This is a genomic window from Spirillospora sp. NPDC048824 (assembly GCF_043198455.1).
Lineage (GTDB): Bacteria > Actinomycetota > Actinomycetes > Streptosporangiales > Streptosporangiaceae > Spirillospora.
In genome coordinates this window covers 388455-410852 of the sequence record NZ_JBICUS010000006.1, presented here as the reverse complement: position 1 = coordinate 410852, position 22398 = coordinate 388455, and the positions used below count along the sequence as shown (strand labels likewise).

The following is a 22398-nucleotide window of genomic DNA, read 5'->3' as shown; positions in this document are numbered from 1 at the left end:
GCACATCTGGGCGATGCGGAACCCCGAGAAGCTCCGCTCCTGGACGGCGAGCGGCAGGCTCCGTTGACGTGTCAGTGCACGGCCAGGGCCTGCGCGACCTCCTGTGCCGCCGCGTACGCGCCGCGGACCGCGTGCTCGCCGCTAAGGGGACGGCGTTCGTCCGCCTCCTCGTAGTTCACCTGGACCAGCAGGGCGCCGTCCCGGAAGACGACCACGCCGGGCACGACTCCCGGGACGTGCGCGGCGAACGCCTGGTCACCGAGGCCGGTGACGGCGTGGAAGTACTTCCGGTCGTGGACGCTGAGCGTTTCCTCGGCGCGGGCGTCGTCGTGCCGCATCGTGTACTCGCGGGTTGCGAGCCGGGTGCCGTCGAACAGGTCGGTGCCCGGCACGACCGCCGCCGTGACGGTGAGTTCGCGGTCCGCCGACGTCCGTGAGCAGCCGCGGTGGTCGGCGTCCTTGATGGCGAGGCCGCCGCTGCCGCTCGTTCCCGACGGGCTGGGAGTCTGCTCGCCTCCCAGCAGGCGGTTCAAGGTCCGTTCGGATATCGAGCCGCACAGGTCGGGAATCTTGCGTGCCGGCGACGGGTCCGCGGCGGGGGCGATCGCGGGACGCGACGGGGTGCGTGCGCCCAGGCGGTCCACGACCTCGGCCGCGGCGGCGAACGCGCCGTCCCGTGCGGTCCGCTCCGGGATCGACCCGCGGGCGTCGCGGTACTGGACGGAGACCGTCGCGTTCCCGACGCGTGCCACGACCGACACGCCGGCGGACGGTGAGAACTGCACGAGTGCCTCATCGCCGAGTCCCGTCACCGCCCGGGTGGTCGCGTCGGACCATCTCGGACCGAACGACTTCATGGCGGCGGCGAGGGGTGACCGCCCGGTCGCCGGACCGGACGGCGAGAGGGCGGCGGTGCCGTGGGTCAAGGTGAGGGCGATGGACAGGTGGTGGCGCGATCCGTCGTCGCTCCCCGACGACCACATGCATTCCCCGTCCCGGTGGCCGTCCTTCATCATCCGCGGTTCGGTCACCAGGCGGCCGACGGTGGCGGGCGAGATCCCGCAGCCCACCGGGATCGCCGTGATGACCGGCCCCGCCGGGATCCGGTCGGGCCCGGCGGGCGGATCGGGCAGCCGGTCGAGGCTTCCGGGCGCCGGCGACGTCGCCACCAGGACGACGGCGAGCACGGACACGATGATGAACGCGAACACGATGGCGCCCGTCTCGCCGGCGCCGGAACGCGGTCGCGATGCCGCCTCGGTCATGATCGCAACGACCTTTCCACCGCGACGGCGACCGTGTAGGCGCTGTCGATCAACATGCGTCCGCGCAGTTCCGTCTCCTGGTCGGCGCCCTCATAGGCCACCTCGATCAGGACGTTGCGTTTCTGGAAGACCACCACGCCCACGTCGCCCATCGACCCGATCCCGGTCTTGGTGACCGCGAACGCCCGGTCGCCGGGCCCGGCCAGCGGCGTGAAGCCGGTGAACGCCGTGATGCCGGGGAGCCTGCCGCTGCGCAGGTTCCGGTGGAGGCCCAGGTAGTGGCGCGTGGCGGTGTGGACCGCCATGCCCGGTACCCGGTCTTCCCCGACCGCGAGCGACACCGTGAGCGTGCGCGACCGGCCCTCGTCCGTGAACTCGGACGTGCGGGCCTTCCACGTGCAGGATTCGACGGACATCCCCGTCCGGTGGGTCGCGGGGAGCAGGTTCGCGCTTCCCCGCCGCCGGTACGCGTCGCGGGCGACCATGTCGACCGTGCGGCCGGGGACCGCGTCACAGGGTTTGGGGACCCTGGTCAGCGGCGGCGTGACCGGTTGCTTCACGGTGCTGAGCACGGGGTTCGCCGCCGTTCCCAGGGCCTTCGCCGTTTCCGCCGCCGCGGCCAGGGCCCCGTCCATCGCGGTCTTCTCCGGGATCGTCCTGCGCCGGTCTCCGTCGGCGTCCCATCCGCGGTAGCGGATCGTCGCGACGGCGTTGCCCTCGCGGAAGGTCACGATGGCGCCTTCGGTCTCGGTGTCCGCCGAATAGCGGGCGGCGGCCTCCGCGCCGAGGCCCTCCACGATCTTGGCCGGGTCGGCCCCCACGCGGCCCGGCCCGGCCCCGCCCACCATCTCCATCGCCTCGCTGATCGGTGACTGACTGCGGCCGGACGCGAGGGTGATGGTGACGTCGAGGACGCGCTCGTTCGCGAAGTCGCCGACGCACCAGTCGCACTTGGCCTTCCCGTCGTCCAGCGAGTACCACATGCAGCTTCCGGGGCCGCCGCGCCGGAAGACGCCGCCCTTCTCGGCGTCGGGGTCGGACCCGGGCGCGAGCCTGGCGGCGGTGGCGTCCGACACTCCGCAGTTGCGGGGAAGCTTCTCGATGATCCGGCCGGCGGGAACGCGGTCGGCGCCCGCGGGCGCCGGCAACAGGGGCCCGTCGGCGATACCGCCGCTGGGCGCCGCCCCGCGGGCGACGGCCACCGCGACCGTGACGCCCAGGGCGAGGGCGAGCGCCCCTGCCACGGCCGCGATCCGCCATCTGCGGTCGGTCCGGAGGCGGTGCGCCAAACCGGCGGGTTCGGGATCGGACACTCGGACTCCAGCGGGTCGGGGGGGCGCCATTGATCCCCTTGGACTCCGCCGGCCGGACGAGGGTTCCGCGCGTCCTCAGCGCGCGCCGGTCAGGCTCCAGCCGTGGGCGCGGCGGCGTTCGCGCCAGAAGTGGGCGTACCGGCCGTCGCGGGCGAGCAGTTCGTCATGGCCGCCCTCTTCCACGGCACGTCCCCCGTCGAGGACGACGATCCGGTCGGCGCCCCGCAACGTGTGCAGCCGGTGCGCGATCACCAGGACGGTGCGGTCGTGCGACAGAGCCGCCATCGCCTCGTGCAGGGCGTGCTCGTTCTCGGCGTCCAGCGCGGCGGTCGCCTCGTCGAACAGCACGATCGGGGTGTTCTTCAGCAGGGCGCGCGCGATCGAGATGCGTTGCCGCTCGCCGCCGGACAGGCGGCCGCCGCCTTCCCCGACCGGCGCGTCCCAGCCGCCCGGGAGGCGTTCGGCGATGTCGTCGACCCGCGCGGTGCGGGCGGCGGCGTAGACCTCCGCGTCGGTCGCGTCGGGCCTGCCGATGCGGACATTGTCGAGAATGGTTCCGTCGAAGAGGTAGACGTCCTGGAAGACGACCGAGATGAGCGACGTCAGGTCCTCGGTCCGCATCTCGCGAACGTCCACGCCGCCCACGCGCACCGTTCCGGCGCCGGGGTCGAAGAACCGCGCGATCAGCTTGATCACGGTCGTCTTGCCCGCGCCGGACGGGCCGACCAGTGCGGTCATCCGGCCCTGCGGCACGCGCATCGACAGTCCGTCCAGCACCGGGGTGCCGTCGTAGCCGAAGCGCACGCCGTCGAGTTCGACGCCGGCGCCGTCCGCCCGGCGCGTCACCTCCGGTTCGGGCAGCGTCTCGGTGGCGAGCAGCGCGTTGATCTCGGTGATCGCGTTCTCGGCGACGCGGATCGCGCCGCCGATCTCCGCGATGAACATGACCGGTTCGACGAACCGGGCCGCCAGCACCAGCAGCGCGATCAGCTCCGCCGTCCCCAGCGAGCCGTCGAGCGCCAGGTAGATGCCCAGGGCCAGCAGCGCGATGAACGACGCCTGCGCGACGAAGCCGAGCCCGACGATGCCGGGGGTACCGGCGCGCAGCATCCGGCGGCCGGCCGCGTGCTGGGCGGCGAGCGCGTCATCGAGGGCGGCGTGCCCTTCCACCGTGCGGCCGAAGGCCCGCAGGACCGGCTGTGCGCGGGCGAACTCCACGATCCGCCCGGCTGCTTCGGCGTGGATGCGGTCCGCGTGGCGGTCGGCGACCTGCATGCCGCGGCCCGCCAGCCGGTACGCCACCGCCACCGCGACCGCGGCGACGGCCATCGAGACGGCCAGCCGCCAGTCGAACAGGAACATGGCCAGCACCACGACCAGCGGTGTGACGACGGTGTCGACCAGTGGCCGCAGCAGATGCGCGGGCACACTCATGATGTCGACGACGCGCTGCGCGGCCAGGCGCCCGAGTTCGCCGACGCGGTCGGTGGTGAACCAGGCCGGCGGCAGCTGCGCGACCTTGTCACCGATCCGGTGGTGCAGGTCGCGGCTCAGGGCCGTACCGCTGCGATGACCGGCCAGCGTCGCGGGGTAGTTCACCGTCGCGTACCCGATCCACAGCACGGCGAGCGCGATCACCCACGGCCAGGCCCGTTCCGGTTCGCTGCCGAGCAGTTCGCGCAGGACGGGGACCAGCAGGACGAACGCGGCCCCTTGGAGCAGCGCCGCGCCGGTCAGCAGGGTCAGCAGCCTGCGCAGGGCGCCCGCGTGCTCGGGGCCGAGCGCCGTGAACAGTCGGCGGATCATCGCCATTCCCCCTTCGCCGCGCCGGTCCCGGCGTAGGCGTCGCGATCGTCGGCGTCCCCGGGCCCGGCCTGCTCCTGCAGCCGCCACATCCGCGCATACCGGCCATCGGCGGCGAGCAGTTCCTCGTGCGTGCCCTGTTCGGCCATCCGCCCCTGTTCGAGGACCACGATCCGGTCGGCTCCGGCCACCGAGGCCAGCCGGTGCGCGACGACGAGGACGGTCCGCCCGGCCGCCAGCTCCGACAGCGCGTCCTGGATCAGCGCCTCCGATTCCGGATCGGCATGTGCGGTCGCCTCGTCGAGCACGACGATCGGGGTGTCGGCGAGGATCGCCCGGGCGATGGACAGCCGCTGCGCCTCACCCCCGGAGAGGCGGACGTCCCGGCCGACCACCGAGTCGTATCCGCGCGGCAGCGCGCACAGGCGCTCGTCGATGGCAGCCGCCCGCGCCGCACGCCGTACCGTTTCGTCGTCCGCGTCGGGACGGGCGAGGCGGATGTTGTCGCGCACGGTGGCGTCCAGGAGCTGGACGTCCTGGAGGACGAACGACACCAGCCGGTACAGCCGATCCGGTGCGATGTCGCGCAGGTCGACGCCGCCGATCGCGACGGTGCCGGCGGTCGGGTCGAAGAACCGCGGCAGCAGCTTCGCCAGGGTCGTCTTGCCCGAACCCGACGTCCCGACCAGGGTGGTCACGGTGCCCGGCTCGAAGGCCAGGTCGATGCCGCTCAGCACCGGCCGGTCCGCGTCGTAGGCGAACTCCACCCCGGACAGCTCCACCCGGAGGCCCCCGTCGTCCTCCGGCGTTCGCGGTTCCGCGGGCACCGCCAGCTCGGGCGCCGCGAGCAGGGCGCCCACCCGCTTGGCCGCCGCACTCGCCATCTCGATGTCCTCGCCATGGAGATCCATGGCCTGCAGGGGCGCGGCGAGCCCCAGCCCGACGATCACGAACGGCAGCAGATCGACCGGGCCGAGGTGCCCGGCGGAGACCAGCGCCGTGCCTGCGGCCAGTGCCGTCAGCAGAATGGTGACGGGGCTCAACGCCAGCGCGGAGGCGGCGGCCGGCCGGTTGTTCTGCGAAAGCCAGGCGTCGAGGAACTCCGCGAAATCGTCGGCGGCCCGCGCGTACTGCCGGTGCGCACGCCTGGCCTGCCCGAACATCTTCACGACGGCGATGCCCTCGACGAACTCGACGACGCTGCCGACGATGCGCTGCAGGGCCTCCTCGTAGGCCGCCATCCCCGAGGTCATGCTCACGATCCGGCGGGCGAACAGCGCGATTCCGATCACGATCGGGACCAGCAGGATCAGCGCCATCCGCCAGTCCACCCAGAACAGGTAGACCAGGGACACCAGCGACGTGACCGCGACGGCGGTGAAGTTCAGCAGTGAATGCGCCACCAGGTGGTGCATCGCGTCCACATCGTGCTGGACCGCCTTCCCGATGCCGCCCGCGCCCCGGTCGGTGAACCATCCGAGCGGGACGCGGCCCAGCCGGTCGACCAGGCGCCGCCGCACCGACAGCTGGAAGGCCAGATCCGCCTGATGGGCCAGCGCCGCCGCCGCGCCGGTCAGCAGCAGCCACGCCACGAGCGCGCCCGCCGCGACCGCGGCGACCGTCCAGGCCCGGTCCCGGTCGACCGGACCGGCGACCAGCAGCACCCTGGCCAGTTCGGCCACCGCGAGGAACGGCACCACGGCGGCCGCCGCCGCGACGGCCTGCAGGCCCACCGCCGCGCCGAGCCGCGGCCGGACCGGCCGCAGCAACTCCGCGAGACCTATGGCATCCGATGCGGCATCCGAAGGTTCCGCCTGTTCCGGCTTCATCGTGCCCCCGCCCCCTGCCCTTCGGCGACTTTTCGAACGTGTTCCGAAAGTAACATCGAGACCGGGCGCTGTCGAGCGCGAAGGGCAGGACCCGCGCCGCCTCCACGCCGGGGGCATGATGGAACGATGGCTTCACCGACCGCACCGCACGGCCGCACCGGCCGGCCGCCGCTGACCTCACGCGCGCAGATCGTGGCGGCGGCCCGCCAGATCATCGAGCGGGACGGCTGGGAGAAGCTGACCGTCCGCCGGCTTGCCGCCGAGATCGGCGTCGGGGCCACGACCCTGTACCACCACGTGCGGAGCAAAGAGGACCTGCTGGTCCTGGTGCTCAATCACTACCTCGGCCAGGTCGAACGTCCCGCGCTGCCCAGCGACCCGCGGGAGCGCATCATCGCGGCCGCCGGCGCGATGCACGACGCCGCCGCGGCCTGGCCATGGGCCGTGGAGATCGTCACCACCGACGGTTTCCTCGGGCTCCTCGACGAGTCGGCCCTGTGGATGGTCGAGGACATCGTGGCCGCGGCCGGCGACTACGGATGCACACCCGCACACGCCATCGTCGTCTTCCGGAGCATCTGGTACTACACCGCCGGGGAGATCCTCGTCCGCGCCAACACCGCCCGCCGCCGGGCCGGCGACCTGCGCCACGTGACGTTGAGCGATCTGGACGCGTCCCGGCTGCCGCACCTGGCCGCCATCAGCGGCCAATGGGCCGCGGTGGCCCAGGGCGACACCTACCCGCAGGGACTCCGCGCACTGGTCGACGGCCTGCTCGCACAGGCCACTCCGGCGGCCCCCTAGTCCGGCGTCGCCTCTCGGCCCGGTCCGCGCCGCGCCTACACGTCCCGCTGCCTGCGCATGGCGCGGATCAGGCGCAGCGGGAACAGGCCGATGAGCGGGGCGCGCTCTCCCAGGTCCTCACGGTCCTTGCGGTCGAAGGCGCGGGCGTAACGCCGCGCCTCGGACGCGGTGGGGTACTCCTTCGCACCCCCGGCTCCGCACTCCCGCACGCAGGTCCAGCGCATCGTCTCGCCCTCGGCTGAGAAGCGGTAGTCATGTCCGAGGAGCCGGCAGCGCATCATCGGTCACCCGTCCGTGTTCGTGTCGCCGGGCCTCGGCGGCGGCGCGTACCTGTTGCGCGCCTGAGGCTGGGCCAGGCCCTCGTGGACGGCCTCGCGCAGTGCGGCGCGGAACCGGCCGGGCCCCCAGTAGCGTGCGCCGACCAGTTCGGCGAGCCGGTGGCGGCTGGTCGGCCCGTGTTCGCTGAGGGCCTGCGCGATGGCGCTGACCTCGCGGTCCAGGGCGATGTCCGCGTCGGACGACCAGCTCGACGTCCCGAGCATCCTCGGCGAGTAGAACGTCTCGCCGGGCCCCGGGAGCAGCCGGCGCAGCCCCGTGCGGCGCTGGCGCTCACGGCGGAGGACGCGCTGACGGATCCGCTCGTCGCGTTCGCGGGCCGCGCGCTGCCGCTCCGCCGCCGCCTCGCGCTCCCGCCGCGCCTGCTCCGCCGTGCCCGACTCGGCCGCCAGCGACGCGGCGGCGGAACGGTGCTGCGCCGCCTCCATCCGGTCGGCGGCGGACTCGGCGCGCAGCCGGTGGACGTCGGCCTGCCGGTCATGCCGGGCGGCCCCGTCCTCGTCCCGCTCGGCACGGGCCACGTGCGCGAGCGCCAGCTCGGCGTGCATCCGCTCCCACTCGTCGAAGGTCTCGGCGTGGCCGCGGGCGATCTCCGCCTCGATCCCCTCCAGATCCGCCGCCCTGGCGTGGGCCTCCACGGCCATCGCATGCTGTTCACGGGCCCGCGCCCGCTCCGCCGCGGCCTCCGCGAACGCCGCGTGGGTCTCCGCGTCCCGCCGGTTCGCGGCCGCCAGCGCCTCGACCCGCTGGTGCAGTGCACGCGCACGCTCCTCCGCGGCGGCGGCGCGTTCCAGTGCGCTGTCGCGTTCGGTGGCGGTGCCGGCGTCCTCGGCGGCGACCCGCTCGTCATGGGCGGTCGCCTGCTCCGTCAGCCGCTCGGCCTCCCATTCGGCCGTCTGCGCGAGGGTCTCCTCCACCCGCAGCCGGTCGGCGGCAGCGCGGTCGCCCTCGTCCGCGCGCGATCTCACCTCGTGGATGGCGGCGCGGTGCTCGGCCGCACGCGCCCGCTGCTCCTCGGCGTGCCGGCGGGCCTCCAGCGCGGCGCGGCGCTCCGGCCGCACGTCCGGCGCCTCCTCCGCCGAAGGCTTGGCCGCCGGCGCCTCCTCCTCGCCGGCCTCCTCGACCGTGAGCGGCTTGGCGATGTTCTCCAGCGAAGCCCGTTCGGCCTTGACGCCGAAGAACAGCTCGGCGAGGCCGCCCAGCGCCATGATCACGGCGCCGACGAGGAACCCGATCGCGACCAGGCTCACGTCCCCGGTGTCGATCAGCCGGCCGAAGATGAGCGGACCGGTGATGCCGCCGGCGGCCGTGCCGATCGCGTAGAAGAACGCGATGGCCAGCGCCCGGGTCTCCATGGGGAAGATCTCGCTGACCGTCAGGTAGGCGGAGCTGGCGCCCGCCGAGGCGAAGAAGAACGTCACGCCCACCAGCGCGATGAACGTCCACTTCGTCAGCCCCCCGGTGATCAGGAAAACGGCGAGCAGGACAGTGAGGGCCGACGAGACGAAGTACGTCCCGGAGATCATCGGTTTGCGGCCCACCGTGTCGAACAACCGCCCGAGCAGCAGCGGTCCCAGGAAGTTGCCGATCGCGAAGATGGCGAAGAAGTACGGCACCGTCCCGGACGCCACGTCGAAGAACCCGCTCAGGATGGTGCCGAGGTCGAACGTCACCGCGTTGTAGAGGAACGCCTGGCCCACGAACAAGGCGAACCCGAGTATCGCCCGCCGCGGGTAGACCTTGAACGCCACCTTGGCGATCTCCCGGAACGGGATGGCCTTGCGCTGCCGCACCGTGATGCTCTGGTCCGGCTCGTCCAGGTCCTGGTGGGTCTCCTCGCGGACCCCGCGTTCGATCCGGTCGACGATCCGCTCGGCCTCGTCCTCGCGTCCGTGGATGAACAGCCAGCGCGGACTCTCCGGGACATGCCGCCGGACGAACATGATCACGAGGCCGAGGACGCCGCCGATCCCGAACGCCACCCGCCACCCGAGGTCGATCGGGAAGATCGCCGTGTTCAGGAAGACCACCGCGGCCAGGGCACCGAGCGCCGCCCCCACCCAGTAGCTGCCGTTGATGATGATGTCCACCCTGCCGCGGGCGCGGGCGGGGATCAGCTCGTCGATCGCGGAGTTGATCGCCGCGTACTCTCCGCCGATGCCCATCCCGGTGACGAACCGGCACACGAAGAAGTACCAGGGCGCGAACGCGAACGCGGTGGCCACCGTCGCGATGACGTACACGACCAGCGTGAGGATGAACAGTTTCTTCCGGCCGAACCGGTCGGTGAGCTGCCCGAAGAGCAGGGCGCCGGTGCACGCGCCCGCCACGTAGATCGCCGCCGCGTAGCCGATGTGGGCCGCGGACAGCTCGATGCCGCTGCCCTCTTCGGTGAGCCGCGCGGCGACGGACCCGACGATCGTGACCTCGAGCCCGTCGAGGATCCAGACCGTCCCGAGCCCGATCACGACCATCCAGTGGAACCGCGACCACGGCAGCCGGTCCATGCGCGCGGGAATCCGCGTGGTCAGCGTGCCCAAGCGCGCATCATCCGTCATGCCGGTCAGCCCCCAATGCAGGCAGTGGTCGTGCGCCCCCGTGGTTCACCGATATGTGGCTACCCCCCTCCCGGAACTCACACCTCCCCGCGCGGACAAGATCAGACCGTCCCGGCGCGGCCGGGCGCGGCCGCCTGCGCGCGGGAACAACGGGGGCACCACCCCGGTTCCTGGGGGTGAATCCGTGGAGAGGGGGCCATGATGACCGTGTACGAGGAGTTCCAGCGGGCGACGCTGTTCTTCGACGCCAAGGACTACGCCGGGGCCGCCCGCATCCTGACCCCGATCGTGGCGGAGCACGGGGAGAACCGGGCGGCCGTCGAGCTGCTGGGCCGGGCGTACTTCCACAGCGCCCAGCTCGGGCGGGCCGAGGAGACGTTCCGCCGGCTCGTCGAGCTGGACCCGTCCAACGGCTGGGCCTACGAGGCGCTGGCCCGCACCCTGGAGCGGCGCAGCCGCCCGGACGAGGCGCGCGGCTTCCGCAAGCTGGCCGCCGCCATGGGCGTCGACCCGGCGGCGAAGGTGGACGTCTCGGTCACGGCCGCCGACCTCGCCTGATCGTTCCCGCGTGCCGGGCGTACCTGACGAAAGTCGGGTGCGCCCGGCGACGATCGGGCACTGCGGGCGCCGCCCGCCGCTTTCTACCGTTCCGGTAGACGACGAGCGGGAGAGCGCATGATCACCCTTTCCGGGTTGACCAAACACTACGGCGGGACGGCCGCCGTGGCGGATCTGTCCTTGACGATCGAGCCGGGGCTGGTGACCGGTTTCCTCGGCCCCAACGGCGCCGGGAAATCCACCACGATGCGGATGATCGTGGGCTTGGACGAGCCGACGTCGGGAACGGCGCTGGTGTCCGGCCGCCGGTATGCGGAGTTCCGGCACCCGCTGCGCCAGGTCGGGGCGCTGCTGGAGGCCAAGTCCGTGCATCCCGGCCGCGGCGCCCGCAACCATCTCCTGGCGATGGCGCGCAGCAACGGGATTCCCCGCCGGCGCGTCGACGAGGTGCTGGCCAGGGTGGGGCTGACGGACGTCGCGGGCAAGCGCGCCGGCGCGTATTCGCTGGGAATGAGCCAGCGGCTCGGCATCGCCGGGGCGCTGCTCGGCGACCCGCCGGTCCTGATGTTCGACGAGCCGGTGAACGGGCTGGACCCCGACGGCGTCCGCTGGGTGCGCGAGCTGATGCGCTCCCTCGCCGCAGGTGGACGCACGGTCTTCGTGTCCAGCCACCTGATGAGCGAGATGGAACTGACCGCCGACCGCCTCGTGGTGATCGGGAAGGGCAGGCTCATCGCGGACGCGCCGATCGCGGAGATCCTCGCGGGCAGCTCCCGGCACCGCGTCAGGGTCCGCGGGCCGCACCCGGAGGGTCTGCGGCAGCTGGCCGCCCACCTGGCCCGGGAGGGTGTCACCGCCGAAACGGTCTCGCCCGGGGAGCTGCTGCTCTCGGGTACCACCGTCGAACCCGTCGGTGAGCTCGCCCACCGCCTCGGCCTCCTCCTGCACGAGCTGAGCCCGCAGGACGCCACCCTCGAACAGGCGTACATGGAACTGACCGCGGGAAGCGTCGAGTTCGCCGCGTCCCAGGAGGGCGCCCGATGACCGCGACGACCGGCGACCGCCCGCCGGGCGCTGCCACGGGAGAGCCGGACGCCGCGGCCGGGGGGCGCCTGCCGGGTGCCGTGGCCGCCGAGTGGACGAAGGCGTGGACGGTCCGCAGCACGTGGTGGAACCTGTTCGGCGCGGCCGTCCTGATGGGCCTGGCCTGCCTCCAGCTCGCCATCTTCACCGTCAACGCCAACGACAACGACGACCCCGCGGACGACAAGGGCGTCGTCGGGATCGGGACGATCGCGATCGGCGCGGTGGACCTCGTCCAGTTCGTGCTGATCGGGCTGGCCATGCTGCTGATCACCAGCGAGTACTCCACCGGGACGATCCGCGCGACGCTCCAGTGGATCCCCCGGCGGGGCGAGATGCTGGCGGCCAAGACCCTGGTCGCGGCCGTCATCGGCGGCCTGGCCGGTACCGTCCTCGCGGCGGGCGGGTCGCTGGCCGCCCTGCCGCTGCTCGGCCGGTGGGGAGAGTTCGCGTTCACCGCCTGGCTCGGCGACGTCCTCGCCGTCGGCGCCTACATGGCCTTGATCAGCGTGTTCTCCCTGGGTGTCGGCGCTCTGCTGCGCAGCGCGGTCGGCACGCTGATCGTGATCTTCCTGGTCGTCCTGGTGGTGCCCGCCAGCCTGCAGGCGAGCGACATCACCGCGATGGAACGCGTCGCGGACTTCATGCCCGCCATCGCCGGGGCCGCGTTCATGCGCGGCGAGTCCGACGTGTACGCGCCGGCGTTCGGCCTGCTGATCCTCGCGGGCTGGGCCGCGGCGGCGCTCGCCGCCGCCCACATCGCCCTGAACCGCCGCGACGCCTGACGCCGCGCCGCCGGCCCAGGTGCGCCTACCTGGACCGGCGGCTTGTGCGGCGGGGAGCGGGCTTCTAGTTCGGGTGGTCGTTGAGCTGGACGGAGATGCGGTGCTCGGAGGAGGGCCAGCTCGGGACGACCACGGCGTCGATGCGGCCGTGGCCGCCGCGGGGGCGGGAGACGATCGACGTCGAATGCCCGCCGGCGGGGAGGTAGACGTCCATGCCGGTGATGAACGGCGTCGCGAAGAACTCCGGGATGGGTTCGGCCAGGTCGGTGACGCGGTCGCGCCCGGCGTCGTAGGCGAACATCCCGATGACGCGCTTGGTGCGCGGGGCGTTCGCCGCGTTCAGCACCTGGCGTCCGTTGATGTACAGGGAGTCGCCCGCCTGTCCCTGGTCGCCCCACCACTCCTTCTGCCGGCTGATGCTGAGCGCGGAGTGGTGGTCGCCGGTCTCCACGAGCCCCGACAGGCCCTCACCGGGGCGGCTGGTCAGCAGCCGGACGAGCCGGTCGGTGCGAAGGAACGGCTGGAAGTACAGGTGGTGGACGGACGTCTCGCTCCACACGACCGCGAACTCGTAGGACGCGTCGCCCCACCCCTCGAACGGGCCCCACGATCCGTCGCCGGTGAGCGGGTAGGCGGCGAGCGGGGTGTGCCCCAGGCGTTCGCCGGTGCCCGGGTTCACCCGGTAGATCTCCAGCCGCGCACCGTCCGCGCCCACGTTGGACGGGAACAGGACGGCGCGTCCCGACAGGGAGATGCGCCCCTGCGGGACGATCCACGTCGTGTGCGGCGCCCGGCCGTTGACGAACTCGTAGAACCGCGCGAACGTCTCGGGCGACGTCACGACCTGGGTGTGGGACTGCCCGGAGAAGTACACGTTGGCGGCGCCGCCGATGCTGCGTTCGGTGGGCCCCTCACCCCACACGGCGAGGGTGGGGACGCCGCCCGGCGGGCTCTCCGCAGTCGCGCCGTCGAGGTTGACGTAGTGCGCGACGGTCGCCGCCCGCGCGGGTGAGCTTCGCAGGTAGCTCTGCATCAGGGCGGTGCCGAGCGAGTGGGCGAGCAGGTCGACCTTGTCGGCGCCGGTCTCGTCGAGGAGCCGCGCGATGCGCTGGTCCAGCGACGCGAAGACCTGCGCCACGGTGTTCGTGCTGAACGTCGAGTCGTATTCGTGGCCTTCGATGTAGTGGGCCGGGTACCCGTTCGAGGCCAGGCGCCGGGCCTGGGTCTCGAACTGGCCGGCGGAGCCGCTGAACCCGTGCACGAACACGACGGGACGCGGGCCGTCCAGGCGTCTGTCCGCGTGGGCGGGCGACATGACCGACACGGACATCAGCAGGACGCAGAACAGGGCGATAAGTCTTCGGAGCATCGGAACGGACCCCTCTAGTGACCATCCGGGCCCAAAGGGTCTGATCATGGGGGGCCACGGTCAAGGCTTCCGCCCGCACACTGTGACCGCACCCAATCAGCGGCACCCGAGGCAGTACTCCACGCCCGCTCCTCACCCGCCGGGCGGCTCGGCGGCCGTCAGCCGGGGCGGGTGACGCGGATTTTGGATTGGCCGTGCGGGAGCTCTTCCCAGTCGTCCATGAAGCGGGCGGTGAAACCGTGCTTCTCGGCGAGCGCGGTCAGCGTTTCGGTGCGGTAGTAGAAGTCCTCGCGGAGGACGTGGTGCTCGCTGCCTTCGGTGCGGTCGAAGGTGAAGTCGAAGAAGCCGCCCGGTGCCATGACGCGGCCGACGTTGGCGAGGCATTCCTCGATGACGTCGAGGGGCGAATGGCTGAACACGCTGTGCGCGTGGACGACCGAGAAGTGCTCGGACGGCAGGAACTGCAGCTTCAGGTCGTTGACGAGCGTCAGATGCGGAAGCTTGTCGCGCAGATCCTGCCGGACGAGCGTGTTCTGCGCGGCGAGCAGGATGTCGGGCGAGATGTCGATGCCGTAGTAGTTGCCGGAGTCGAGGTAGTCGATGAAGCGCCACCCGGCCCGCAGGTTGCCGCAGCCGATCTCCAGCATCCGGTCATCGGGTTTGAGGCCGTGTCCGCGCAGGTAGTCGAACTGCATCTGGCCGAGCTTGAGCCAGCGTTCATGGGAGCGGCTGCCGACGGCCGCCTCGGGGCTCTTGGCCGTGTCGGACTTCATGACGGCCCGGTAGTAGGCGACGTGGCCGCGGCTGGAGACGCGGAATTTCAGATCGCGGGCCACCCTGGCCGCGTAAGTCCGGATCTTGTCGGGGTTCTGGGCGGCGTAGCGCAGTTTGTAGGCCAGGCTGGCGCGATTCCTGCGCGTGGGCGGAAGCGGTTCGGTCATCGGGCTCGTCCCCCAGAAAGAACTTCGGGAAGGCAGCGTCCAGGACCTGGGCGGTCATGGTGGCACGGGGGCCCTTACCCTGCCACCGCTTCGATAAGCCGCGGCCGGTTGAAGGTTCCTTAAGCGCCGGCCGTCGTGATCGCAATGCGTCCACGGCGTGAAGGCCGGGACCCTGTCCTCGCCTGCCCGTTCGCCGCTATACGAGGCCGCTGAAACGCTCGTCGACCTGTTCGGGGGTCAGGCCGAAGTCTTCGAGGGCGTAGCGGTGGGCCGGTTTGGCGGCGCCGGTGGCGCTCTCGTGGTGCAGGTCCGTCATGGCCGTGCGGGCGTCGTCGCCGAACGGCAGGCCGAAGTGCTCGTAGACGCCGCCGACCGTGCCGACCGGGTCGCGGACGAAGTCGTCGTAGTGGACGTCCAGGAACTGCGCGGGGTCGTGCCGGGCGCGTTCGGCGCGGAACAGTTCGAGGCCGCGGCTCCACAGGTCCAGCTGGTCGCGGCCGATCGTGGCGCCGGTGAAGACGTCCGACCAGCCGGCGGTGGCGTGCGCGGAGAGGCTGCACATGGACGCCATCGCGGTGCGCGGGTCCCGGTGCGTCTGGACGATCAGCGCGTCGGGGTAGACGTCGAGCAGCGCGTCCAGGGCGAACAGGTGGCTGGGGTTCTTCAGCACCCAGCGCCGCCCGGGGTCGTTCAGGCCGATGAGCTGCAGGTTGCGGCGGTGCCTGCGGTAGGCGGGCGTCCAGTCCTGGGCGGCGAGCCAGGACGAGTACGCCGGCAGGTGCGCCAGGCATTCGAAGGAGATCGACAGCATGCTCTGGCGCAGGAGCTGCCAGCATTCCTCGACCGTGTCCGCCGAGATGTAGTGCAGGCCCATGAACTCGGGGTTCTCGATGTGGTGCCGCCGGTATCCGGCGTCGATGGCCTGGAAGACCGCGTCGTCCCCCCACGTGGCGCGGGGCGGGCGCGGCTGCGGCACCTCGGCCAGCCACAGTTCGAGGCCCTGGTGGGCGGGGTCGGCGGTGAGCAGCCGGTGCAGCGCCGTCGTGCCGGTGCGGGGCAGCCCGGTGACGAAGATGGGCCGTTCGACGGGGACGCCGGCGTGTTCGGGATGCCGCAGCCACGCCGCCTCGGAGAACTGGCGGGCGGCGAGCGCGCCGCGCAGCATCGCCCGCTGGGCCTTGTTGCCGAGCGGGGTGAACCCGGCGTCTCTGGCGCAGGACTCCAGCAGCACCTTGAGGCCGTCCAGGTAGTCGTCCTCGCCGAAGCCGTCCATGCCGGTGATCTTGCTTGCGGAGGCGTGGAGGTCCTCGACCGTGCCCACGCTGTCGCGACCTGGGGTCATCGGTGCGCCTTTCCTGAGGGTCCTAGTGGTGCCACTCGCCGGAGTTGACGTCCAGGCACTGCCCGGTGACCGCGCGGGCCAGCGGCGACAGCATGAACACCACGGCGTCGGCGACCTCGTCCGGGTCGGGCAGTTTGCGCAGGTCGGTGGTCGCGGCGTTCTCGTCGTAGATCTGCTGCACCGTGACGCCCCGCTTCGTGGCGAGGTGGTCGAAGTAGATCTTGAGGTTGTCGGCCCAGATGTATCCGGGGGCGATCGTGTTGACGCGGACGCCGCGCGGGCCGAGTTCGGTCGCGAGGTTCTGCGCCATCGCGAGGAGCGCCGCCTTGGCCATCTTGTAGGCGCCGAACGTCCGCCTGGAGTGCCGCAGCACCGCCGAGTTGATCATCACGACGGACCCGCCGGTCTCTTCGAGCGCCGGAACGAACAGGCGGGTGAGGTGCAGCGCGGCCAGCACGTTCGTCTCGAAACCGCGTCTCACCGCGTCGAGGTCGACCTTGGTGAGGTCCTTCAGCGGCGGGGTCGCGAAGGCGTTGTTGATCAGGCCGTCGACCCGTCCGAACGCGTCCCGCGCCGTCTCGGCGAGCCGTTCGCAGGCCGCCGCGTCGTTGATGTCGGTCGGGACGGTGACCGCGCGGCGGCCGATCTCCCCGACTTCCTTGGCGACTTCGGCGAGCCGTTCCTCGTTGCGCGCGGCCAGCACCACGTCGGCTCCCGCCTTGGCGCACTGGAGGGCGAGGCCGCGCCCGAGGCCGGGGCCGACACCGGAGATGACGATGACGCGGCCTCCCAGGAGTTCCGGGAGTTCCGGGGATTCCGGCGGTGTCGCGGCCATCAGCCGAGCATCCTTCGCGCGACGGCGACCTGGCGGGCGGTGATCCGTTCCTTCCATTCCTGCTCGGTGACCCGCTGCCGCTCGTAGTTCGGCAGCCGGTCCGGCAGCTCGCCGAACGGCATCACCTCGAAGGACGGGCCGTCGTCGGCGCCGAGCGCGCGGGTGAGGCGCTGCCAGCGGAACTGCAGGTAGCCGCGGCGATGCCCGGTCCGCTCGATCCAGTTGGCAAGGCCGGGATCGCGTTCGCTGACCACGTACCGGATCATGCCGTCGTCGTCCACGCGGGCCTGGTCGGCGGTGAGGCTCGTCTGGTGGTTGATGTAGTCGAGCGAGACGTACCACATGCTGCCGAGCTGGAAGCCCTGGTACGGCGCCACGTCGCGGTCGGCCGCCGGCGCGGTGATCACCATGACCTCGTCGTCGTCGAGGTCGTAGTGGCCGACGGACGAGTACTGCGTGGCCAGCCCGCCGGGCGTCGGACGCGGCTCGGTGAGCGTGTTGACCGGCAGTTGCAGGTAGTGCCACTCGGGGAAGGCCAGGAAGGTCCGCAGCCGCGCCAGCAGCATCTTCGCCGCGACCTCGTACCGGCGGGCCATCCGGTCGGACGGCACGGACGGCGGCGACGTGCCGAGCGTGTCGGCGCGATGGATGCGGATCTCGCCGGGCCGCTCGTTCTCCCAGTCGCTGAACACCTCCCGGACGATCAGCATCGCGGACCCCGGGGCGACCGCGACGTACCCGGGCCCGGCGTCCGGCTTCGGCGGGCCGAACCGGAGCCGGAACGTCCGGTCTTCGGCGATGTCGAGTTCGCGGTCGTCGAAGGCGGTGAGGCTGTCGGGCGACTGCGTCGGCGAGTAGTCGCCGTTCATGATCTGGAAACTGAGGTCGGCGGTGGTGCCGCGCCGCCCCGTGACGACGTACTCGGCGTCGTCGCGGATGTAGGCGTGGAAGTAGAGCGTGTCCGGGTTGTCGAGGCCGAGCTTGGTGTACGGGCCGGTGGACGAGGCGAAGTACGGGTGTTCGTGCTGGTACGCCTGGACCATGTGCAGCGACGCCTTGATGCTCCCGGCGAGGTAGTCCAGCCCTTCGGCCAAATCCTGGTCGGTCTTGACGTGCGGCGCGTCACGGATGATCTGCTCGGCCTCGGCGATCGCCTCGGCGAACGATCGCGTGGCCGAACCGGTGCCGGGTCGGTCGGTCTTGCCTGCGGCTGAGTCGATGGCCACGCCGGGCTCCCCTGGGATCGCGACATCGCGTTGGCTGGACGAGTCCCGCGCGGGCCGTGTCGCTGCCACGGATGCGGGGACCCATCGTCGGACGGACGGTAGAACTCGTTCTAAGAAACGTCAACGCCGGTCCCGGTCATCGGGAGTCGGGGACCCCGGCGGTGAACCTGAGACTGGGCATGTCGTCCAGCGACACCATGTACTCGTAGGTGCGCACGTGCCCGGTGCGTTCGACGCGCCACTGCCCGTCCGCGCCCCGCCGGTAGGCGTCGTGGTAGAACGCGGCGCCCCGGATGAGCAGGCGGGGCTCCACGAGGATGATCGTGTCGTCCAGTGACCACGTGCCGGTCGCGCGGTCGCCGTCCACGACGATCTCGGGGGCGCCCGCCGTGTGCGTGGAGATCTTGTCGGGGCCGAGGTTGCCGCGCATGTAGTCGACGATCGCGTCCCGTCCCTCCAGCTTGAGGGTCTTGCCGAGCACCGGGGTGTCGTACTCGGCGACGGCGTCCTCGGTGAACACGCCGGCGAACTCGTCCCAGAGCTTCAGGTCGACGGAGCGTAGGTAGCGGTACTTCAACTGCCGGATCTCTTCCAGAGTGACCAGGTCCATGCGACACAGCCTGCTCGCCTCCGACCCAGAAGACAAGAACAGGTTCTACATCACAACCCGGCGCCCCCGGTCGCGTCGATCACCCTCCCCGTAACCCACCGCGCATCCTCGGAGGCGAGGAACGCCACGACCCCGGCAATGTCCTCGGGCTGCCCGATCCGCCCCAGCGCGGCCAGCGACGCGGCATAGGCCTCCGCCTCCGCGTTTCCCCGCAACCATCCCGCGTTGGTGTCGGTGTCGACGATCCCGGGCGCAACCGAGTTGACCGTGATCCCCCGCGGCCCGAGCTCCTTGGCGAGGTTGAGCGTGAAGTTGTCCAGAGCACCCTTGGTGGCCCCATAGGCGATGATGTCCGGCGTCGCCAGCCGGGCCACGCCACTGGAGATGTTGATGATCCGTCCCCCGTCCCGGAGCCGCTTCACCCCTTCCTGGACGATGAAGAACGGCGCCCGGACGTTCACCGCGAAGAGCTCGTCGAACTCGTCCTCCGTGAGTGAGCCCAGGTCAGAGCTACGGCCGATCGCCGCGTTGTTGACGATGACGTCGACCCCTCCGCGCCCCGAATGCCGTTCGACCTCCGCGTCGAAGGCCGCCCACAGCGCGGCCAGGCTCAAGTCCCGCCTCGAGATCGCCCAACAACAAGGCGAACTAGCACCCGGCGCCGACCCCGACGCCCTGGCGCACTACTTCGCCGCAGTAATCCAGGGCATGTCCCAGCAGGCCCGAGACGACGCCACAGAACCCGACCTGCTCAAGATCGCCGCCCTGGCCCTGGAAGCATGCCCCTGCCGGCCGCATAGACGTCAATCAAGAGCGTCAAGCCGCGCGGCAACCCGCTTCGCCAGGCCCACGACCTGCGCCTTTTCGCCTTCACCAGGCTCATCATGGGTACGAGCCGACACGTCCACGACCACGTTGGAGATCCGGAACTTGGCGTGGATATCGAAAACCTCAACGCGGGCCACAACGATGACGTACGTCGCCACGTCCGTCGTCCGGTAGCCCTCTTCACCAATACGGACGGACGTGATCGGAGAGCCACGCCGAACACGGTTGCCGTGCCACTTCTCCAACGATTCCGCCGCACGCTCCGGCCCGGTCTGACGCGTGGTCGCCTGCTTGGTCGCGGCGTAGATCCGCACCGTCCGGAAAGGCCGGTCCACTCCCGCCGGAACGCTGCTCCACTTGCACACTGACGAGGTGGCATCGTCGGCGAGCCCGAGGAACCCTTTGGGACTGGAGTCTCCCGGCTCCCGCGCCCCATTGGACACCAGCGGCGCGAGCGTCGCCGCATCGGGCATGATCTCGCAGGCGTCGACGTCCTCGAACCGCCCGTCCGAGTTGAAGAACCCCAGCCGCCACCCGACCACGGCCCCGCACCCACCCAAGACAGCAAGGCAGGCTGGCAAAGCGGCAAGAACGAACAGACGGGGGCGTCTCCCCGAACCCGGACCAACCACAGCCCCACCCTGACACAGGGTGGCCACAGGGCTACGTCCGTCGGCGAATCTCACCGCGGCGAGGAACCTGGATCCCACAGCAGCTACGCCCCTTCACCACAAGAGGCCCCTCCCGTAACCTGACCATCGTCGGCGGGTGGGGAAGCCCAGCCGACACGAACGCCCCTCGTCCTCCTCCGGGAGTGCGAGGGGCGTTCTCGCCGTACTCAGCGGCAGCGCCCGGCCGTCCCGACAACGGCCATGCACACCTTCACGCCGCCGGTGAGCCACTGGCTGCAGGACGGCCAGCAGCCCGTCCGGATCGCCACCAGGGCACGCTCAGCACAGTCATCACCCCGAACCCAGTCGGGGACGGGATTCAGCGCCCGCTCCCACTCACCGATCAGCCGGCCTCGGCCTCGACATGGACGGCTTGGACGAGGCCCGGCGACTTGTTCAGTCACTCCGACGTGCGGTCCAGTGGCCGACCGGGGCTGTTGAGGTCGAGTGAGTCGGTGTGCCCGAGCCGCTCCCACTCACGTTCCAGATCATCAACGACGCACCAGCCGCTGAGCTGATCCAGCCTCATCTGGCTTGGTCGTTAAAGGGGAAGACAGTCTGGACGATGGAACCCAGGCGGCTGGGCGAGTAGCGGGCCTACCAGAGGATGTGCCAGCCGTTGAGGTCGCGGCGCTTTGTCTCACGAGCGCGCGGACCTTGGTGTGATACCGGTGCGGTTTGGCCGCTGATCATCGGTTTCGCTATCGCGGGGCTGCCCTTCAAATGTCAGCTGATCTTGGCGCGGTGCTGGGCGAACAACTGGTGGCGCCGGTGATCACCTTGGCCAATAAATGCCTTAAAATCACCTAGAAGGAATGCTACCTCGCCGTTTTTCCGAGGTTTTTCAATCAGCTCGAAATCATGACTTAGATGAGAGAGGCGTCGCTCCACTTCAGGCCGCTCCAGTGCCACGCCATTCTCCTCAAGCTTGGAGACCAACTGCTCGACGGTCATTGCCCGCTTCCGGCCTTGCAGGATTTTGTATACAGGGTCGAGTGTGACTTCTGAATTTTCAACGAGTGGGCGTATCTTACCTGTCTTCTGAACGGCTTCTCTGATTGCCACGCCGAGCGCCTTTGCGACCGGCGGGGGAAACGCATTACCGATCTGTCGATACCTAGAAGTCTTGCCGCCAAAGAACTCCCACTCGGCGAACTCCTCGCCGTACCAGCCCTGGATTCGAGCTACCATTTCGACGGTTAGCATCGGATGCTCGGCACCTTCGACCCTGGGGTTGGTCGGCCCGGGCGGGCCATCGGCTACCCCTTTGGCGTCGACACCCAGCGCTGCCCATGCCGCCTTTGCGCGAGTCGGGCCGAGGTCGGCGCCTCCGTGCTTCTTAGAACCGCCTACAATAGTAGGGGCGATATCATCGGCCTGCTTGACCCAGGCTTCAAGTTTTTCTGAGGTCCAGTCTCCCTCAGCCATCAAGTCGCGGAGCAATTCACCGACTGTCGGAGGGCGTTCCACGTGCGGTGTAGGCCAGTGGAAATGTCGAGCATACTCGTGCCGCAGTGCCACCAGTACGAAGCGGGGGCGGAGTTGAGAAACCCCGAACTGGTCGGCTTGAAGCAGTCTCCATTCGGCTTCATACCCGAACTCCTGGAGACGATCGAGGACGTGCTTTCGATAAGCCGTGAACCGGTTTCCACTCAAGCCTTTTACATTTTCCAAGAGAAGTGCTTTGGGCTTTATTCGGCCGCACAACTCGACCGCCCAAGCGAACAGGTCTCGTTCATCGCTGGCCCCCAACTGCTTGCCGGCGATGCTGAAGGGAGGGCAGGGAACACCCCCAGCCAGCAAGTCGATGTCCTCGTACTCGCTGAGGTCCCAACCCTCGCTAAGTTCAGCATCTTCGGCGAGGTGAGAATCCCCGCTGGGCTTCTTCCAGGTTTTCGGGTCGGCTACGTCCCCGATACGAACCGTATCGTTGGCCTCTTTTTCATCATATCCAAGGACTTTGACCAGGTTGCGGCGAAGTGTACGAGCCGCGTTCTCGTCCAATTCGATCGCTAGGCGATGGCGGAAAAGAGCGCGTTCCAAGCCGAGCGTCTGGCCACCTGCGCCCGCGCAGATCTCCACGACCTCGAGCGGCTTCTCCTCGGCTCCTCCGGACAAGTTGTTCTCCTCCAAGCACCCTGGGAACCTGTATGCGACATGCGTTGCGCCTATGGGAATCTGGCTCCCCGTTGCAGCCCGGGGGCGGAGCAAGTGCTCCGCACGCCTTAGCGTTGCGGCTGGT

General features: G+C 70.5%; 20 protein-coding genes. 4 read left to right on the top strand and 16 right to left on the bottom strand.

The genetic code is table 11. The features are described 5' to 3' along the window. Positions 1-71: 71 nt before the first annotated feature. From ACGFIS_RS15235 to ACGFIS_RS15220, 4 genes are all read right to left on the bottom strand, one after another. Positions 72-1265, bottom strand: coding sequence for a hypothetical protein (locus ACGFIS_RS15235; protein ID WP_392971234.1), 1194 nt, complete (start codon positions 1263-1265; stop codon positions 72-74). Beyond that, complete coding sequence (locus tag ACGFIS_RS15230; protein ID WP_392971231.1) at positions 1262-2578, bottom strand: hypothetical protein; 1317 nt, start codon at positions 2576-2578, stop codon at positions 1262-1264. The genes ACGFIS_RS15235 and ACGFIS_RS15230 overlap by 4 nt, the downstream gene beginning before the upstream one ends. A 75-nt stretch (positions 2579-2653) precedes the next feature. Further along, a complete protein-coding gene (locus ACGFIS_RS15225) occupies positions 2654-4384 on the bottom strand; it encodes an ABC transporter ATP-binding protein (protein ID WP_392909934.1) in 1731 nt (576 codons plus the stop codon). Next, positions 4381-6150, bottom strand: a complete 1770-nt coding sequence (locus tag ACGFIS_RS15220) for an ABC transporter ATP-binding protein (RefSeq protein ID WP_392971228.1) — start codon at positions 6148-6150, stop codon at positions 4381-4383. Before ACGFIS_RS15220 ends, ACGFIS_RS15225 begins: the two co-directional genes overlap by 4 nt. 186 nt (positions 6151-6336) lie before the next feature. Between ACGFIS_RS15220 and ACGFIS_RS15215 the strand changes: the two genes are divergently transcribed. Continuing rightward, positions 6337-7014, top strand: a complete 678-nt coding sequence (locus ACGFIS_RS15215) for a TetR/AcrR family transcriptional regulator (RefSeq protein WP_392971225.1) — start codon at positions 6337-6339, stop codon at positions 7012-7014. 35 nt (positions 7015-7049) lie between these two features. On the opposite strand, the gene ACGFIS_RS15210 is transcribed toward ACGFIS_RS15215, so the two are convergent. Next, positions 7050-7295, bottom strand: a complete 246-nt coding sequence (locus tag ACGFIS_RS15210) for a hypothetical protein (protein WP_392971222.1) — start codon at positions 7293-7295, stop codon at positions 7050-7052. Positions 7296-7298: 3 nt separating this feature from the next. Further along, positions 7299-9890: an MFS transporter gene (locus ACGFIS_RS15205; RefSeq protein ID WP_392909926.1), complete on the bottom strand. Its 2592-nt coding sequence runs from the start codon at positions 9888-9890 to the stop codon at positions 7299-7301. Positions 9891-10109: 219 nt separating this feature from the next. Here ACGFIS_RS15205 and ACGFIS_RS15200 point away from each other — a divergent pair, with 219 nt between their 5' ends. The 3 genes from ACGFIS_RS15200 (at position 10110) to ACGFIS_RS15190 (ending at position 12334) form a co-directional block, all read left to right on the top strand. Continuing rightward, positions 10110-10466, top strand: coding sequence for a tetratricopeptide repeat protein (locus tag ACGFIS_RS15200; RefSeq protein ID WP_392910224.1), 357 nt, complete (start codon positions 10110-10112; stop codon positions 10464-10466). Between the two features lie 117 nt (positions 10467-10583). Continuing rightward, positions 10584-11510 carry an ABC transporter ATP-binding protein gene (locus ACGFIS_RS15195; protein WP_392971219.1) on the top strand — a complete coding sequence of 309 codons (927 nt, stop codon included), beginning with the start codon at positions 10584-10586 and terminating at the stop codon, positions 11508-11510. After that, the gene (locus ACGFIS_RS15190) at positions 11507-12334 is read left to right on the top strand and encodes a hypothetical protein (RefSeq protein WP_392971216.1); all 828 of its coding nucleotides are present in this window, start codon (positions 11507-11509) and stop codon (positions 12332-12334) included. The genes ACGFIS_RS15195 and ACGFIS_RS15190 overlap by 4 nt, the downstream gene beginning before the upstream one ends. A 64-nt stretch (positions 12335-12398) precedes the next feature. Here ACGFIS_RS15190 and ACGFIS_RS15185 read toward each other — a convergent pair whose 3' ends face one another. From ACGFIS_RS15185 to ACGFIS_RS15140, 10 genes are all read right to left on the bottom strand, one after another. Beyond that, the gene (locus tag ACGFIS_RS15185) at positions 12399-13703 is read right to left on the bottom strand and encodes an alpha/beta fold hydrolase (RefSeq protein WP_392971213.1); all 1305 of its coding nucleotides are present in this window, start codon (positions 13701-13703) and stop codon (positions 12399-12401) included. A 158-nt stretch (positions 13704-13861) separates the two neighbouring features. Further along, positions 13862-14644: a class I SAM-dependent methyltransferase gene (locus tag ACGFIS_RS15180; protein WP_392971210.1), complete on the bottom strand. Its 783-nt coding sequence runs from the start codon at positions 14642-14644 to the stop codon at positions 13862-13864. A gap of 196 nt (positions 14645-14840) precedes the next feature. Further along, complete coding sequence (locus ACGFIS_RS15175; RefSeq protein ID WP_392909915.1) at positions 14841-15986, bottom strand: sulfotransferase family protein; 1146 nt, start codon at positions 15984-15986, stop codon at positions 14841-14843. A 22-nt stretch (positions 15987-16008) separates the two neighbouring features. Then, on the bottom strand, positions 16009-16821 hold the full coding sequence (locus ACGFIS_RS15170; RefSeq protein WP_392909913.1) for an SDR family oxidoreductase: 813 nt from the start codon (positions 16819-16821) through the stop codon (positions 16009-16011). Beyond that, positions 16821-18047 carry a hypothetical protein gene (locus tag ACGFIS_RS15165; RefSeq protein WP_392909911.1) on the bottom strand — a complete coding sequence of 409 codons (1227 nt, stop codon included), beginning with the start codon at positions 18045-18047 and terminating at the stop codon, positions 16821-16823. Before ACGFIS_RS15165 ends, ACGFIS_RS15170 begins: the two co-directional genes overlap by 1 nt. Before the next feature lie 136 nt (positions 18048-18183). After that, on the bottom strand, positions 18184-18657 hold the full coding sequence (locus ACGFIS_RS15160) for a nuclear transport factor 2 family protein (protein WP_392909909.1): 474 nt from the start codon (positions 18655-18657) through the stop codon (positions 18184-18186). A gap of 50 nt (positions 18658-18707) precedes the next feature. Next, complete coding sequence (locus tag ACGFIS_RS15155; RefSeq protein WP_392971207.1) at positions 18708-19271, bottom strand: SDR family oxidoreductase; 564 nt, start codon at positions 19269-19271, stop codon at positions 18708-18710. A gap of 189 nt (positions 19272-19460) precedes the next feature. Continuing rightward, positions 19461-20027 carry a hypothetical protein gene (locus ACGFIS_RS15150; RefSeq protein WP_392971204.1) on the bottom strand — a complete coding sequence of 189 codons (567 nt, stop codon included), beginning with the start codon at positions 20025-20027 and terminating at the stop codon, positions 19461-19463. 529 nt (positions 20028-20556) lie between these two features. Next, positions 20557-20685: a hypothetical protein gene (locus ACGFIS_RS15145; protein ID WP_392971201.1), complete on the bottom strand. Its 129-nt coding sequence runs from the start codon at positions 20683-20685 to the stop codon at positions 20557-20559. A gap of 197 nt (positions 20686-20882) precedes the next feature. Further along, positions 20883-22289 carry a DNA cytosine methyltransferase gene (locus ACGFIS_RS15140; protein WP_392971198.1) on the bottom strand — a complete coding sequence of 469 codons (1407 nt, stop codon included), beginning with the start codon at positions 22287-22289 and terminating at the stop codon, positions 20883-20885. Positions 22290-22398: the final 109 nt, after the last annotated feature.